This window comes from Brevundimonas sp., from assembly GCF_031412435.1.
In the GTDB taxonomy this organism is placed as follows: domain Bacteria; phylum Pseudomonadota; class Alphaproteobacteria; order Caulobacterales; family Caulobacteraceae; genus Brevundimonas.
In genome coordinates this window covers 1-13,983 of sequence record NZ_JANODA010000053.1, presented here as the reverse complement: position 1 = coordinate 13,983, position 13,983 = coordinate 1, and the positions used below count along the sequence as shown (strand labels likewise).

The following is a 13,983-nucleotide window of genomic DNA, read 5'->3' as shown; positions in this document are numbered from 1 at the left end:
CATGATTTTTCAGACTCGGGACCTGGACCACCAACGCGCGCTCGGCAGCGTCGTGCTCGTCTCGCTGGCGTGGGTTCTCGCGGCCGGCGGCCTGTTCCAGACCTTGCTGATCGGCTCCAGCCTGATCAATGGGTTCGTACCGGTTGCCGCCCTTGCGGTGATCCAGACGGTAGTCTGGGTAGCGTTTCGCGCGCGCGCGATGGGGCGAATGCTGTCGTCCATCCTGTTGATGGCCCAGATCTCCGCCCTGGTCGCCGGTCTGGCCGGCCACGGTTTCCAGATCGACATGCACATGGCCTATTTCGCGGCGCTGGCCGTTGTCGTCATCTATTGCGACTGGCGAGCCATCGTCGGCGGCGCCGCGACCGTCGCCGTCCACCACCTCCTGCTGAGCTTTGTTCTGCCCGACCTCGTTTTCCCGGGTTCGGCCGATCTGAACAGGGTCCTGTTCCACGCGGTGGTCCTGGTCGTCGAGGCCAGCGTGCTCGCCTGGAGCGCGGCCAGCGTCACGGCGATGTTCGCGGCTACCGCTCTCAGCCAGTCAAGGGCCGAGGAGGCCACGGCCCGGGTGCGCGATTCAGCCGATGCTCTGGACGCTTCGCGCTCCGAAACCGACCGCCTCGCCGCCGACAAACGGGAACTGGACCTCGCGATCGCTCGCGAACAGGCCCTCATCGTGGAACAGACGGCGGCGGGGCTGAGCGCTCTGGCGCGGGGCGACCTGACCTATCGCATCCCGGGCGTCTTCCCGGACAACTACGCCAAACTGCAGACGGACTTCAACTCGGCGGTCAGTGCGCTCCAGGCCGACGTGACGGTCATCGATGCCAATGCCCGCTCCATCGGTTCCGGCGCCGACGAGATCAGCCAGGCCTCCAACGATCTGTCTCGACGAACCGAACAGCAGGCCGCGAGCCTGGAAGAGACGGCGGCGGCACTGGACGAAATCACGGCGACGGTGAACCGGACGGCATCGGGGGCCAAACTCGCTTCGGCGACCGTTCAGGCGGCCCGGGGCGATGCGGAAACCAGCGGCATCGTCGTTCGTGATGCGATCACGGCGATGGGCGCCATCCATTCCTCCGCCCGGCAGATCAACCAGACCATCAGCGTGATCGACGAGATCGCCTTCCAGACCAACCTGCTGGCCCTGAACGCCGGCGTCGAGGCGGCGCGCGCCGGGGACGCAGGTCGAGGCTTCGCGGTCGTCGCCTCAGAAGTCCGGGCCCTGGCCCAGCGGTCTGCGGATGCGGCCAGAGAGATCAAGGTGCTGATCTCCAGCTCCACCGCCCAGGTCGATTCGGGCGTCACCCTCGTGGGGCAGACGGGCGAGGCGCTGCAACGGATCGTCGGCCGCGTCGCCGAGATCGACGGCCTCGTGTCGGAGATCGCCGCCTCGGCCCAGGAACAGGCTACCGGCCTCCAGCAGGTGAACACCGCCGTCAACCAGATGGACCAGGTGACCCAGCAGAACGCCGCCATGGTCGAGCAGTCGACCGCCGCCAGCCAGGGCCTGACGAACGAGGCCAACCAGCTGATCGATCTGATGTCCCGGTTTCATCTCGGCGACGACGGCGCCGCGAAGTCGATTCCGACAGGTTCGCATCGGTCGGACTTCCGTACGGCCGCCTAGAGACCGGCGTGACCCTGCGGAGTTCTCGCACGAGGGCGGGTCCCCGCTGGACGTCGATTGCCGGTCGGTTCGTGCGTGAAGCGCGGCAGCTGCCTGCTGACACCACGGTGGCAGCAGACAACCGCTCGACCCTACCCGAGCCCCTTGAAGGCAACGAAACCAGAACAGATGTGTTAGGTCGCACGCGGACGACCACGAGGGCCTGTCTCGCGCTACTGGAGTCCGTTCGATGAAAGCATCTGCGCGAGCCGCGTCGCCCGGGGCGGATGATCTGGGCCGGTACCGCACCCTTCGCGCCGTCATGCCCGCCCTGGCGGCGGGGCTGTCGGCCGAGGATCTTGCCGCCCAGTCGATGCCCGACGCCAGCCCCGGAAAATGGCATCTGGCTCATACCAGCTGGTTCTTCGAGGCGATGATCCTGGCGTCGGAACCGGGCTACGAGCCCGTCGATCCGCGCCTGCAACAGCTGTTCAACTCCTACTACGAGAGCCTCGGGCGGCGGGTCGAGCGATCCGAGCGCGGTCTGATGACCCGGCCTTCGCTGGAGGAGGTTCTGGCCTATCGCGCGGAGATTGACCGGCGGATGGGCGACCGGATCGGGCGCGGCTTCGAGGGACTGGAAGAATACCTGTTCGTTCTTGGCCTGCATCACGACCAGCAGCATCAGGAGCTGTTCCTGATGGACCTGCTGAACCTGATGTCGCGTTCACCGCTCGACCCGGCCGCCTATGGCGCCGAGCCGCGCCCGGGCGGTCCGCTGCAGCCGGCGCGGGGCGGACAGACGCGGTTCGAGGGCGGGCTCGTCGATATCGGCCATGATGGCCCGGGTTTCGCGTTCGACAACGAAGGACCGCGCCACCGCGAATGGCTGGAGCCGTTCCTGCTGGACCACGATCTGGTCACCAATGGTCAGTGGCTGACGTTCATGGGGGACGGCGGATACCGGCGCCCCGACCTGTGGCTGGCCGACGGCTGGGCGGTGGTGAAGGCCGAGGGCTGGGAGGCGCCGCTCTACTGGCGGCACGACGACGGCGAATGGACTGTGCTGGGTCTCGCCGGTCGTGCGCCGGTCGATCCCGACGCGCCGGTGCGTCACATCAGCGCCTATGAGGCTGACGCCTATGCGCACTGGGCCGGCAAGCGACTGCCGAACGAGGCCGAATGGGAGAGCGCGGTCGCGACCGCCCCGGACGTCTTCTCCAACCTGTTCGGCGAGGTGTGGCAACACACGGCCAGCGCCTATTCCCCATATCCCGGCTTCAAACCGACAGAGGGGACAGCGTCGGAATACAACGGGAAATTCATGGCCAACCAGCGGGTCCTGCGCGGGGGTTCGTTCGCGACGCCCGTCGGGCATGCCCGCGCCACCTACCGCAACTTCTTCTATCCGCATCAACGGTGGGCCTTCACGGGACTGAGACTGGCCTCGAACGCTCCGGCCGGACAGCGCGCGCGGATCGAGGACCTGGAGACGGCGCGATTCCGGGCCGAACTGGTCGCCGGACTGTTGCGGCCCGAGAAGGGCGTCTCGCCGAAATGGTTCTATGACGCCGCCGGCTCGGACCTGTTCGAGGACATCACCCGCCTCCCGGAATATTATCCGACGCGGCAGGAGGCTGCGCTCCTGCGGGCCATGGCGCCCGGTTTGACCGATCATTTCGGCGACAACGCCGTCCTGGTCGAGTTCGGCTCCGGCGCCAGCGAGAAGACCCGCATCCTGCTGGATTCCGCCCGGACGCTGCAGGCCTACGTGCCCATCGACATCAGCCCGGACGCCTTGACCGCTGCAGCGGCCAGTATCGCCGAGGCCTATCCGCACATGGAGGTGGCGCCGATGGTCGGCGACTTCCTGAACCTCGCGCCCTTGCCGGAGCTGGGACGCGGGCGTCGGGTCGGCTTCTTCCCCGGCTCGACGATCGGCAACCTGGAGCCGGATCAGGCCGTGGCCTTCCTGGCCAATGCGCGGGAGCGCCTGGGTCCGTCGTCGCTGTTCATTCTCGGTGTCGATCTGGTCAAGGATACGGCCCTACTGGTCGCCGCCTACGACGACGCCCAGGGCGTGACGGCGGCCTTCAACAGGAACCTGCTGGTCCGCGCCAATCGTGAACTGGGGGCCGACTTCGATCTCGACGCTTTCGAGCATCTGGCGGTCTGGAATGCCCAGCAGTCGCGGATGGAGATGCACCTGCGCGCCACGCGGGACATGACGGTCCATATCGGCGCGGCCGTGATCCCCTTCGCGGCCGGTGAGACCATCCATACCGAAAGCTCACGCAAGTTCACGGAAGTCAGTGTGACTGCAATGGCGGAGACTGCGGGCTGGCGGGTGGTGTCGTTCGAGCAGAGCGCTGACCCGTCAGTGGCCCTGGTTCTCCTTGCGGCCTGACACTTCACCGGGGGTCGGCTCGGCCTGCAGAGCGGAATCCGTCGAACAGATTTTTCTGTTCGACATCGATATCGTGTTCTGGGCAGTCGTGGCGGGCCGCGACCTGTTGCGAATGCGCCCTGATCTCCCGCTGATGTAAGGTTCAGGATCACAGGTCGCCGAGAGCGCGGCCGCCGAAGTTCGTCCGTCTCGTCCGTTTCGTCAGGGTGTTTTTGGTCCGGACGGACGGACAAACCCTGAAAGGGGGTCCGCCCCGTAGGACGCCGGCAAACAAAAAGGGCGGCCGGTTCGCACCTGCCGCCCTCTTTCGTTTTCGGAGCCGAAACCTACTCGGCCGGGCCGTCGGCGGCGTCTTCGGGACGCCGCGAGCCGTGAGAGGCTTCACCGCCCTTGCGCCCGGCCTGGGCGGCCAGGCTGCGATCCTGGGAGAAGCTTCGCTTCTCGCTGGGGACGCTGGCGCCGCCCTTGCGCGCGATTTCGCGCTGTCGCTCGGGGTCCATCGAGGCAAAGCCCCGTTTGGAGACTCCGGACGGACGGGTGGGCTGACCTTGGGCCATACGAGGCTCCCTTTCGACTTTATGCTGGCGGTTGTTGATCAAACCCCGAAGCGGGGGAGGGGTTCCGAAACCGCGCGATATCAACAGTGTGCGAATCAATCAGCGCCTGGTCTTTCGGCTTCTCCGTCGTTGTCGCCGGGCTGGGGAGGCACCTCATAAGGCGTGCCGGCCGGGTCGATCTCCGGTTGCGGAGAGGGCGTCATCGGCGGGAAGATCTCGGGTTGGGGCGTGGGGTCGGTCATGGTGTGATCTCGCGGCCCGGATTGGGCTTCACCAAACGGAACCGCCGGCCGCCGCTCGGGTTCAATCGACCTGATCACAAGCCCGGCAGGAGCCAGCCATGACCGATATCAATCCCACGAACCTCGACGTCGAAGACATCGTCGACGACGCCGACGACCAGCGCGCCCGCCTGGACCGCGCCGGCGATCGCTGGATGGCGGATGCTGAAGCAAAGACCTTCGCTCGCGATGCAGGTATTCGTGAGACCGTTCGTTCGGACATCGCGACAGGTCGCGACTGGGCCCGCGAGCGCGCCTCCATGGCCCGCACGAAGATTGAGGACAAGCCGCTCAAGGCCACTGTCTATGCCTTGGGCGTCGGCGTGCTGATCGGTCTGCTGCTGCGCCGCTGAGGCGTCAGGCGGGGCCTGTCGCCGGCCGGACCAGCGGCGTCCGGGCCACCGCCGCGTCCGACACATAGGGATTGGTGCGTCGCTCCTCCCCGAAGGTCGAGATCGGACCGTGTCCCGGCACGAAGGTCACGTCGTCGCCGAGCGGCCAAAGCTTGGTGACGACCGACCGGATCAGGGCGTCCGGGTCGCTTCGCGGAAAGTCGGTGCGTCCGACCGATCCCTTGAACAGCACGTCGCCGACCTGGGCGAACCGGGCCGCACGGTTGAAGAAGATCACATGGCCCGGCGTGTGGCCGGGGCAGTGGGCCACCTCCCAGATCGTCTCGCCCAACGTCACGGTGTCCCCGTCGTCCAGCCAGCGGGTCGGGGTAAAGGTGCGGGCGTCGGGAATTCCCCAGCGCTGACCATGCTCGGGCAGGTCTGCGATCCAGAACTGATCCTCCGGGTGGGGCCCGATGATCGGCGCACCGGACTTTTCCGCCATCTCGGCCGCACCTGCCGCATGATCGAGATGCCCATGGGTGACCCAGATCTGCTCCAGCGTCAGGCCGCGCCGGGCGATTTCGCCGATGATCTGATCGACCGATCCGCCGGGATCGATCACCGCGGCCTTCATCGTCGCCGTGCACCAGACGGTGGTGCAGTTCTGCTGCAACGGCGTAACCGGGGTCACGAACACGCCGACGGGGGAGTGGGCCGGAGAAGCAGAATGGGTCATCCCGCCCACATAGCGACCCTCCGCGTCCGGTGAAACAGTGTCCGCGTTGACCTTTGGAGCCCATCTCATCATAAGGGCGGGCTTCGAGGCGCCGCTCCGGATGGGGCGGCCCTTTCTGCTTTTTCCTATCTTCGCGCGCGCCGACGTCCGGCGGCGCCCCAGAGCGTCAGATACGTCCCATGCAAGTCGTCCAAAACACCACCGAAGGCCTTAGCCGCGTCATCACCGTGACCGTGCCGGTCGCCGAACTGAACGCCAAGCTGGACGCCAAGCTGGCCGAGATGGCGCCGAAGATGAAGCTGAAGGGCTTCCGTCCCGGCAAGGTGCCCGCGTCGCACGTCAAGAAGACCTTCGGCCGCGACATGATGGGCGAGATCGTCAACGACGCGATCAACGAGTCGAGCCAGGCCGCCCTGGACCAGATCAAGGTGCGCCCGGCCGCCCCGGCCGACATGAAGCTGACGTCGGACATGGACAAGGTCCTCGCCGGTTCCGACGACCTGGCTTTCGAAATGGCCCTGGAAGTCATGCCGGACTTCACCCCGGTCGACCCCAAGACCCTGAAGCTTGACCGCCCGGTCTACGAAGCCTCGGACGAGGACCTCGACGAAGCGCTGAAGGAACTGGCTGGTCAGGCCAAGTCCTACGAGGACAAGAAGGGCAAGACCGTGAAGGCCGCCGACGGCGACCAGGTCACGATCGACTATCTCGGCAAGCTGGACGGCGTCGCCTTCGACGGCGGCACGGCCGAAGATGCCGATCTGGTCATCGGTTCGAACCGTTTCATCCCGGGCTTCGAAGAGCAGCTCAAGGGCGCCAAGGTCGGCGAAGAGAAGACCATCGAGGTCACCTTCCCCGAAAACTACCAGGCCGCCAATCTGGCCGGCAAGCTGGCCACATTCGACATCAAGGTGAAGGCCATCAAGGCCGAGGCCGAGAGCGTGGTCGACGACGAGTTCGCCAAGCGCATCGGTCTGGAGTCCCTGGACAAGCTGAAGGACCTGCTGCGTCAGAACCTGAACCAGCAGTACGCCGGCGCCGCCCGCTTCAAGCTGAAGCGCGCCCTGCTGGACCAGCTGGACGCTGCCCACAGCTTCGACCTGCCGCCCAAGATGGTCGAGGCCGAATTCGACGGTATCTGGAAACAGGTCGAGGCCGACAAGGAAGCCGGCAACCTGACGCCGGAAGACGCCAAGAAGTCCGACAAGAAGCTCAAGGAAGAGTACCGCAAGATCGCCGAGCGCCGCGTGCGGCTGGGTCTGGTGCTCGCCGAGATCGGCCGTACCAACTTCGTCGGCGTGACGGATCAGGAACTGAACCAGGCGATCATGGCCGAGGCCCGCAACTATCCGGGTCAGGAACGTATGGTGCTGGACTTCTACCGCCAGAACCCGAACGCCGCCGCCCAGATGCGCGCCCCGATCTATGAGGAGAAGGTGGTCGATCTGATCTTCGATCAGGCCACGGTGACCGACACGCCGATCACCAAGGAAGAGCTGCTGAAGGATGACGACGAGGAGTAGTCTTCGCCGGCCGCCTTTTCGCGTCCCCAAGACCAGCTATCGCCCCGACGGCTACCGTCGGGGCGATAGTGCGTTTTGGTCCCGGTTTGGGCGCGTGTTTCAGGCGCCGTCTGCTTCGTTACAAACGGGACAGGTTTCGCCCTAAGAATGCCGCCGACACCCTCTTAACGAGAAGCGACCCCGTCGGGTGGGTCATTCGGGGGCGGGCGTCTCATGTCGATTTCTGTTGGTCTTATCGCCATGCTGGCAGCCCTGCAGGCTGCGCCCGCCGCGTCCGCGCCTCCACAGGACGAGACGCGGGTGAGCGACATCGTGGTCAACGGTCAGCCCCTGGACGATCTGGTCGGAGACTTCGTCGCCGAAATATCGCGCCCGGCCAGCCGTCGCGGGCTGGCACGCTGGCGCGGTGAGCTGTGCGTCGGCGTGGTCAACCTGCCTGCCGCGCACGCGCAGGCAATGGTCGACCGGATTTCAGACGTGGCCGCCGGGGTGGGACTGGAACCGGGCGAGCCGGGATGCAGTCCGCGGGTGGTGATCATCGCGACCGACGATGGGGCGGCTCTGGCGACGGCCATGGTCAATCGTCGCAGCGCCAGCTTCAATCTCAGGAGCCATCAGACCGACGCGGGAAGTCGGGCGCTTCGCGACTTCCAGACCTCCGATCATCCCGTCCGCTGGTGGCACACCAGCCTGCCGGTCGATTCCGAGACCGGGCGTTTGGCCATCCGTCTGCCGGGGCAGACGGGCCCTGACGGCCAGCCATCGGCGCCCGTGATCAACGTCTTCGCCGCCTCGAGGCTGAACAGCCAGATCCGTGACGATCTCAGCCGTGTCGTTATCGTGATCGACGTGACCAAGCTGGGCGACAGCGACTTCCAGCAGTTGACTGATTACGTGGCCCTCGTCGCCCTGGCGCAGATTGATGCGGACGCCCGGACGGTGGGCTATGACACGATCATGAACCTGTTCACCGGCTCAGGCGCTCCGTCGGGTCTGACCGACTGGGATCTGGGCTATCTCCAGGCGCTTTACTCGACCCATCCTGATCGCATCAACCCGGACGCCTTGACGCGTGCGGTCGCGACCGATGTGGCGCGAGGCATCCGTGCGAACCAGGCCGAACCGTAAGCCTGATCGGCTTTCCGGCCCGCTACGGCTTGTATCGCTTGCGCCGGACCGCAATATGAGAACGGAACCGCGACCGACCTGAGTCGCGGGCCTCCTGCATCAGCGAGATCCCATGCGCGACCCGATCGACTACATCTCCTCGAACCTCGTTCCCATGGTGGTGGAGCAGTCCAGCCGCGGCGAGCGAGCCTTCGACATCTTTTCGCGCCTGCTGCGCGAGCGGATCATCTTCCTGACCGGCCCGTTCGAGGACGGCATGGCCAGCCTGATCTGCGCCCAGCTGCTGTTTCTGGAATCGGAGAACCCGAAGAAGGAAATCAGCATGTACATCAACAGCCCCGGCGGTCAGGTGACCTCGGCGCTCGCGATCTACGACACCATGCAATACATCAAGTCGCCGGTCTCGACGGTGGTCATGGGCATGGCGGCCTCGGCCGGCTCCCTGATCCTGACGGCCGGTGAGGCGGGGCAGCGCATCGCCCTGCCGAACGCCCGTGTCATGGTCCACCAGCCGTCGGGCGGCTTCCGCGGCACAGCCTCGGACATCGAACGCCACGCCGAGGACATCATCGCCACCAAGCGTCGCCTCAACGAAATCTATGTCCACCACACTGGCCGGACCTATGAGGAGGTCGAGCGCACCCTGGACCGCGACCACTTCATGACCGCCGAGGAAGCCAAAGCCTGGGGCATTGTCGACCACGTCTACGACAAGCGCACCGAGGCTGAGGCCGACGGCATCAAGACCCTCTGATCCGTTCGGATCAATGAGCACCGAAGGGCGCGCCGGGATCGGCGCGCCCTTTTCGTTTGTGCTATCAGGCCACGATGCAGCACACGCGAGATCTCAAAGGCGTCGTCCAGGTCGACGGCGAGGACTACGAATGGGAGGTTCGTCGCCAACCGCAGCGGACCACTGGCAACAACTGGGACGGCATCGGCATCGCCCTGAAGCTCAAGGAAGGGCAGCGGGAAGCCATCGTCCTCTTCCCCATGGTGATGCGCGCCAACGGCACGCCGAATTTCGAACGTCAACGAATCAATCTCGAGAGCGTCAAGAACGCGATCGCCTCTGCCATCGCCGCCGGCTGGGACCCGACTTCGCGCGGCAAGGTCGTCGTTTTTGATGTGGACGCCGACGGCCATTGAGGTTCCTGCAGGCGGTCGGGTTTCGTCAGCCAGCCGCCCGACCGGCCCGTTGCGATCTGTCCCGCCGATAGGCTAGCGTCGTTCAAGGAACGGGGATGGGCGTGACGGAACCGGATTCGAGCCCGAAGAGATTGACTAACGTGGCCGGTGTCATCGGCTTGGCGACAGCCGTTCTCGGTCTTGTGGGCACAGGAGTCACGGTGTGGAGCAGCACCCGCCCGGACAGCAAGGCGGAGGCCGAGATCGAAGTGGCCGCTGCGGCCGCCGCGGCTGCGCCCGAAGAGAGCCTGGAGAACGTGCCGGGCCAGATCGACGGCTATATGAGCGGCCCGACTTTCGTCGACTGGCACGCCGCCCACCAGCTCTGTTACCAGATGGACAAGGAAGGCTCCTGCGTCGTCGTCGCCAGGCTGGAGCAGCGAGGTCCGCGCGCGATCCGCATGCGCGAGACCTTCTTCTCGCGGCTGCCCGATCCGGCTGTCGTCCCGCTGGACCTGATTGTCGCCGATGATTTCGCCGAGCACGACCGCAAACGTCCGGACGGCGTCGCGCGTGTGGATCTGGTCGACTATGCCGTGACGCGTGAAAGCCTCTGCGTCGGCCTGGACTCACGTGCCGCAGGCGCAGCGCGTACTTTGGCCTTCGGCGTCTATGAGGGCGATGAGCTGATTCCCCTGACTTCCTCGGCTCTGACGGCGTTCCGGGCGCAGCTGCGCGAGGACCTTGCCGGCGAAGCGATTGGCGACAGCCAATGCTGGCGCTTCAAGCTCGAGGGTGAAAAGCTGCGCCAGGACTATTTCATTGATGGCGTGCTTCAGCCGGACGCCATGATCCTGTTCGATTATCTGCCGGCCGGCGAAAGCCCCTACCTGCGCATCCCCTAGAGCATGATCGTTTCTGGTGGACCCGCGCCGCGGGTCCGACATGAAGCGTGAATCATGCTCTCGCTTAAATCTGGAGCCTGATTCACGGCATCAGCGGAATCGCGAAGCGATTCCACCTCAGCCGATCAGGCTCTGGGCGGGCCGCTGGCGGAAGACGCGGAAGCCCGGCTCTTCCGCGATGGCCAGCATCTCGGTGTCGCCCGACGTATCGCCATAGGCCGCCGCCAGCTTGAGATTCGGTCCAAACGCCTCGTGCAGACGTCGCACCTTTTCCTCGCCGCGGCAGTTGGGGCTGGAGAAGGCGCCGGTGATCCGGTCCCGGTCGTCGAACGTCAGGTGGGTGCCCAGAAGGCTCTCGGCTCCCAGTCGATTCGCGAACGGAGCCACCGTGATTTCGGGCGAGGCGGTCACGATCACGCGATGAGCGCCCTTCCGGCCCCAGTCCTCCCAGACCTTCAACGCGTCTGGCCGCATGAACCGGTCCCAGGTCGCATCGGCGAACCGGGCGGCGTCGGCCTCAAGTTCAGTCCGGGTCACCCCTTTCAGGAAGACCTTTACCGAGGCGGCCTTGATCGCCCCGCGGTCCCGATCCCGCGCATAGGCCGCCGTGGCCTTGCCCATTCTGACCAGGCCCAGCGCCCAGCCGCCCGCGCCGGCCCGCCAGCGAAGGAACTGGGTGAAGCTGTCGCGGACCGTCAGCGTACCGTCGAAATCGAACGCGACGATCGGCCGCGAACGATCATCGGACTGGCGAAAGCCCGCCGTGGCGCCCATGTCACCCATTCGCTGTGATCTCCATCCAGGCTGAAAAGTCCACGTTCGTCGCGCTTCCCCGGGCCTCGGCGGGCTTGTGGCGGACGTTCGGATGGTTGATTGTCATTTTTTGAATATCTTCGCGTCCATAGTGGTGGAATCAACGCGTGGAAAGCGCGTCCGTCTCCCAGAACGGCGCGAGAGTGAGAAGGGTCTATGACCAAAGCTGCCGGCACCGACGCCAAGTCGACGCTCTATTGCTCGTTCTGCGGCAAGAGCCAGCACGAGGTGCGCAAGCTCATCGCCGGACCGACCGTGTTCATCTGCGATGAATGCGTCGAACTGTGCATGGATATCATCCGCGAAGAGCACAAGATCGGCTTCGTGAAGTCCAAGGACGGGGTTCCGACCCCGAAGGAAATTCGCGAGGTCCTGGACGACTATGTGATCGGCCAGAGCCACGCCAAGAAGGTCCTCTCGGTCGCGGTCCACAACCACTACAAGCGCCTGAATCACGCGACGAAGAACAACGACGTCGAGCTGGCGAAGTCGAACATCATGCTGATCGGGCCCACCGGGTCGGGCAAGACCCTGCTGGCCCAGACGCTGGCGCGCATCATCGACGTGCCCTTCACCATGGCCGACGCCACGACCCTGACCGAGGCCGGTTATGTGGGCGAGGACGTCGAGAACATCATTCTCAAGCTGCTTCAGGCATCCGACTACAATGTCGAGCGGGCCCAGCGCGGCATCGTCTACATCGATGAAATCGACAAGATTTCTCGCAAGTCGGACAATCCCTCGATCACCCGCGACGTCTCGGGCGAGGGGGTGCAGCAGGCCCTGCTGAAGATCATGGAAGGCACCGTCGCCTCCGTGCCCCCGCAAGGCGGCCGCAAGCATCCCCAGCAGGAGTTCCTGCAGGTCGACACCGCCAACATCCTGTTTATCGTCGGCGGCGCCTTCGCCGGCCTTGAGAAGGTGATCTCGGCGCGGGGGGCAGGGGCCTCGATCGGCTTCGGCGCCAAGGTGTCCAACGTCGATGAACGCCGCACCGGCGACATCCTGAAGGGCGTCGAGCCCGACGATCTGATGCGTTTCGGCCTGATCCCCGAGTTCATCGGCCGTCTGCCTGTTCTGGCGACGCTGGAGGACCTGGACGAAACGGCCCTGGTCACCATCCTGACCGAGCCGAAGAACGCTCTGGTCAAGCAGTACAAGCGCCTGTTCGAGATGGAGAACGTCAACCTGACCTTCACCGACGACGCGCTCAACGCGATCGCCAAGAAGGCCATCACGCGCAAGACCGGCGCCCGCGGCCTGCGTTCCATCCTGGAAGGGATCCTGCTGGAAACGATGTTCGAACTGCCCACATTCGAGGGTGTCGAGGAAGTCGTGGTCAACGCCGAGGTCATCGAGGGCAAGGCCCAGCCCCTGCTGATCTATGCCGAGAAGAAGAAGACGGCCGACGGCGCCGCCTGAGGGCGCTTGAGGCAGGAATCCGGGGCGGGGCCTTCGCGGCCCCGCCCCTTTTTCGTGCACGGCGTCTCGGCGCATCGGCGATTTTGATGCGGGTTTATGGCCTGTGTCGCGCCCTGGTCGGGTTCGGTCGCTGATCACAATGGAAGCTGCCGCGCACAGGCCACAGGCGCTGACGGGCGTCCTTTTCGCTGAACGCCGGTCCGGGCGGCGGTCCGACCCGGGATTGCTCCGTGGACGCACGGTCCGTGCAGCTTTGCCGCAGAAGCACGCGACTGTGCATCGTGCCGTGGCGACGCTTGAACCCCGACGGCAAGGGGCCACATACTCACCCGAACGCCGTCGGAATCGACGGGCCTCTCCAGGGTGTCGCTGCATATCGCGGGGCGTCAGGGGCGGGCGGACCGGAGATGATCGAAGGTCCAGGAGCGCATTATGTCTGAGAGTAAAATTCTGCCCGTCCTGCCTCTGCGGGACATCGTCGTGTTTCCCCACATGGTCGTGCCGCTCTTCGTAGGGCGCGAGAAGTCCGTGCGGGCGCTGGACGAGATCATGAAGGGTGAAAAGGAGATCCTGCTGGCCACCCAGAAGAACAGCGTGGACGACGATCCGTCGCCGGACGCCATCTATCCGGTCGGCGTGCTGGCCACCGTACTGCAACTGTTGAAGCTGCCGGACGGCACCGTGAAGGTGCTGGTCGAAGGCAAGGGCCGCGCCCGCCTGACCCGGTTCACTGACCGGGAGGACTATTTCGAGGCCGAGGCCGTCGAGATCGAGGACGACCTGGGTGAACCATCCCAGGCCGAGGCCCTGCTTCGCGCCGTGGTCGAGCAGTTCGAAAGCTATGTGAAGCTGAACAAGAAGGTCCCGCCCGAGGCCCTCAGCTCCATCCCCCAGATCACCGATGCGTCCAAGCTGGCCGACAGCGTCGCCGCCCACCTCTCGGTCAAGATCGCCGACAAACAGGCGCTGCTGGAAACCATCGCGGTTCCGGCCCGTCTTGAGAAGGTCTACGGCCTGATGGAGGGCGAGATCTCCGTGCTGCAGGTCGAGAAGAAGATCCGCTCGCGCGTGAAGCGCCAGATGGAGAAGACCCAGCGCGAATATTATCTGAACGAGCAGATGAAGGCGATCCAGCG

The 13,983-nt window shown here is 65.3% G+C and carries 14 protein-coding genes; 10 read left to right on the top strand and 4 right to left on the bottom strand.

Features of this window, described 5'->3' with window-relative positions; all coding sequences use genetic code 11:
- The first annotated feature begins 1 nt into the window (after position 1).
- Positions 2 to 1,633: a methyl-accepting chemotaxis protein gene (locus tag RMO01_RS10520; protein ID WP_309629003.1), complete on the top strand. Its 1,632-nt coding sequence runs from the start codon at positions 2 to 4 to the stop codon at positions 1,631 to 1,633.
- 229 nt (positions 1,634 to 1,862) lie between these two features.
- Positions 1,863 to 4,019, top strand: a complete 2,157-nt coding sequence (gene egtB / locus RMO01_RS10515) for an ergothioneine biosynthesis protein EgtB (protein WP_309629002.1) — start codon at positions 1,863 to 1,865, stop codon at positions 4,017 to 4,019.
- 326 nt (positions 4,020 to 4,345) lie between these two features.
- Here the strand turns inward: egtB and RMO01_RS10510 are convergent, their stop codons facing one another.
- Positions 4,346 to 4,576, bottom strand: coding sequence for a general stress protein (locus RMO01_RS10510; RefSeq protein WP_309629001.1), 231 nt, complete (start codon positions 4,574 to 4,576; stop codon positions 4,346 to 4,348).
- A 95-nt stretch (positions 4,577 to 4,671) separates the two neighbouring features.
- The gene (locus RMO01_RS10505; protein ID WP_309629000.1) at positions 4,672 to 4,818 is read right to left on the bottom strand and encodes a hypothetical protein; all 147 of its coding nucleotides are present in this window, start codon (positions 4,816 to 4,818) and stop codon (positions 4,672 to 4,674) included.
- Positions 4,819 to 4,916: 98 nt separating this feature from the next.
- Between RMO01_RS10505 and RMO01_RS10500 the strand changes: the two genes are divergently transcribed.
- Positions 4,917 to 5,210, top strand: a complete 294-nt coding sequence (locus tag RMO01_RS10500) for a hypothetical protein (RefSeq protein ID WP_309628999.1) — start codon at positions 4,917 to 4,919, stop codon at positions 5,208 to 5,210.
- A gap of 4 nt (positions 5,211 to 5,214) precedes the next feature.
- On the opposite strand, the gene RMO01_RS10495 is transcribed toward RMO01_RS10500, so the two are convergent.
- Complete coding sequence (locus tag RMO01_RS10495; RefSeq protein WP_309628998.1) at positions 5,215 to 5,928, bottom strand: MBL fold metallo-hydrolase; 714 nt, start codon at positions 5,926 to 5,928, stop codon at positions 5,215 to 5,217.
- Between the two features lie 179 nt (positions 5,929 to 6,107).
- Here RMO01_RS10495 and tig point away from each other — a divergent pair, with 179 nt between their 5' ends.
- From tig to RMO01_RS10470, 5 genes are all read left to right on the top strand, one after another.
- Positions 6,108 to 7,451: a trigger factor gene (tig, locus tag RMO01_RS10490; protein WP_309628997.1), complete on the top strand. Its 1,344-nt coding sequence runs from the start codon at positions 6,108 to 6,110 to the stop codon at positions 7,449 to 7,451.
- A 213-nt stretch (positions 7,452 to 7,664) separates the two neighbouring features.
- Entirely contained in the window at positions 7,665 to 8,579 is a 915-nt protein-coding gene (locus RMO01_RS10485; RefSeq protein ID WP_309628996.1) for a hypothetical protein, read from the top strand.
- Between the two features lie 112 nt (positions 8,580 to 8,691).
- Complete coding sequence (locus tag RMO01_RS10480; protein ID WP_309628995.1) at positions 8,692 to 9,333, top strand: ATP-dependent Clp protease proteolytic subunit; 642 nt, start codon at positions 8,692 to 8,694, stop codon at positions 9,331 to 9,333.
- Positions 9,334 to 9,407: 74 nt separating this feature from the next.
- Positions 9,408 to 9,728 (top strand): hypothetical protein, encoded by a 321-nt coding sequence (locus tag RMO01_RS10475; protein WP_309628994.1) that lies wholly within the window; start codon positions 9,408 to 9,410, stop codon positions 9,726 to 9,728.
- A gap of 95 nt (positions 9,729 to 9,823) precedes the next feature.
- Positions 9,824 to 10,612, top strand: a complete 789-nt coding sequence (locus RMO01_RS10470) for a hypothetical protein (protein ID WP_309628993.1) — start codon at positions 9,824 to 9,826, stop codon at positions 10,610 to 10,612.
- 117 nt (positions 10,613 to 10,729) lie between these two features.
- Here RMO01_RS10470 and RMO01_RS10465 read toward each other — a convergent pair whose 3' ends face one another.
- Positions 10,730 to 11,395 (bottom strand): HAD-IB family hydrolase, encoded by a 666-nt coding sequence (locus RMO01_RS10465; RefSeq protein WP_309628992.1) that lies wholly within the window; start codon positions 11,393 to 11,395, stop codon positions 10,730 to 10,732.
- Between the two features lie 186 nt (positions 11,396 to 11,581).
- On the opposite strand from RMO01_RS10465, the gene clpX reads away from it, so the two are divergent.
- Both clpX and RMO01_RS10455 read left to right on the top strand, forming a co-directional pair.
- Positions 11,582 to 12,847, top strand: coding sequence for an ATP-dependent Clp protease ATP-binding subunit ClpX (clpX, locus tag RMO01_RS10460; protein ID WP_309628991.1), 1,266 nt, complete (start codon positions 11,582 to 11,584; stop codon positions 12,845 to 12,847).
- Between the two features lie 432 nt (positions 12,848 to 13,279).
- On the top strand, positions 13,280 to 13,983 hold a 704-nt coding region (locus RMO01_RS10455; protein WP_309628990.1), incomplete at its 3' end, for an LON peptidase substrate-binding domain-containing protein.

Bases quoted from the DNA above. Each gene is read 5' to 3' on its own strand.
- RMO01_RS10470 (WP_309628993.1), top strand. From the start codon at position 9,824: ATGGGCGTGACGGAACCGGATTCGAGCCCGAAGAGATTGACTAACGTG.
- clpX (WP_309628991.1), top strand. From the start codon at position 11,582: ATGACCAAAGCTGCCGGCACCGACGCCAAGTCGACGCTCTATTGCTCG.
- egtB (WP_309629002.1), top strand. From the start codon at position 1,863: ATGAAAGCATCTGCGCGAGCCGCGTCGCCCGGGGCGGATGATCTGGGC.
- RMO01_RS10485 (WP_309628996.1), top strand. From the start codon at position 7,665: ATGTCGATTTCTGTTGGTCTTATCGCCATGCTGGCAGCCCTGCAGGCT.
- RMO01_RS10520 (WP_309629003.1), top strand. From the start codon at position 2: ATGATTTTTCAGACTCGGGACCTGGACCACCAACGCGCGCTCGGCAGC.
- RMO01_RS10510 (WP_309629001.1), bottom strand. From the start codon at position 4,576: ATGGCCCAAGGTCAGCCCACCCGTCCGTCCGGAGTCTCCAAACGGGGC.
- tig (WP_309628997.1), top strand. From the start codon at position 6,108: ATGCAAGTCGTCCAAAACACCACCGAAGGCCTTAGCCGCGTCATCACC.
- RMO01_RS10505 (WP_309629000.1), bottom strand. From the start codon at position 4,818: ATGACCGACCCCACGCCCCAACCCGAGATCTTCCCGCCGATGACGCCC.
- RMO01_RS10475 (WP_309628994.1), top strand. From the start codon at position 9,408: ATGCAGCACACGCGAGATCTCAAAGGCGTCGTCCAGGTCGACGGCGAG.
- RMO01_RS10465 (WP_309628992.1), bottom strand. From the start codon at position 11,395: ATGGGTGACATGGGCGCCACGGCGGGCTTTCGCCAGTCCGATGATCGT.
- RMO01_RS10500 (WP_309628999.1), top strand. From the start codon at position 4,917: ATGACCGATATCAATCCCACGAACCTCGACGTCGAAGACATCGTCGAC.
- RMO01_RS10495 (WP_309628998.1), bottom strand. From the start codon at position 5,928: ATGACCCATTCTGCTTCTCCGGCCCACTCCCCCGTCGGCGTGTTCGTG.
- RMO01_RS10480 (WP_309628995.1), top strand. From the start codon at position 8,692: ATGCGCGACCCGATCGACTACATCTCCTCGAACCTCGTTCCCATGGTG.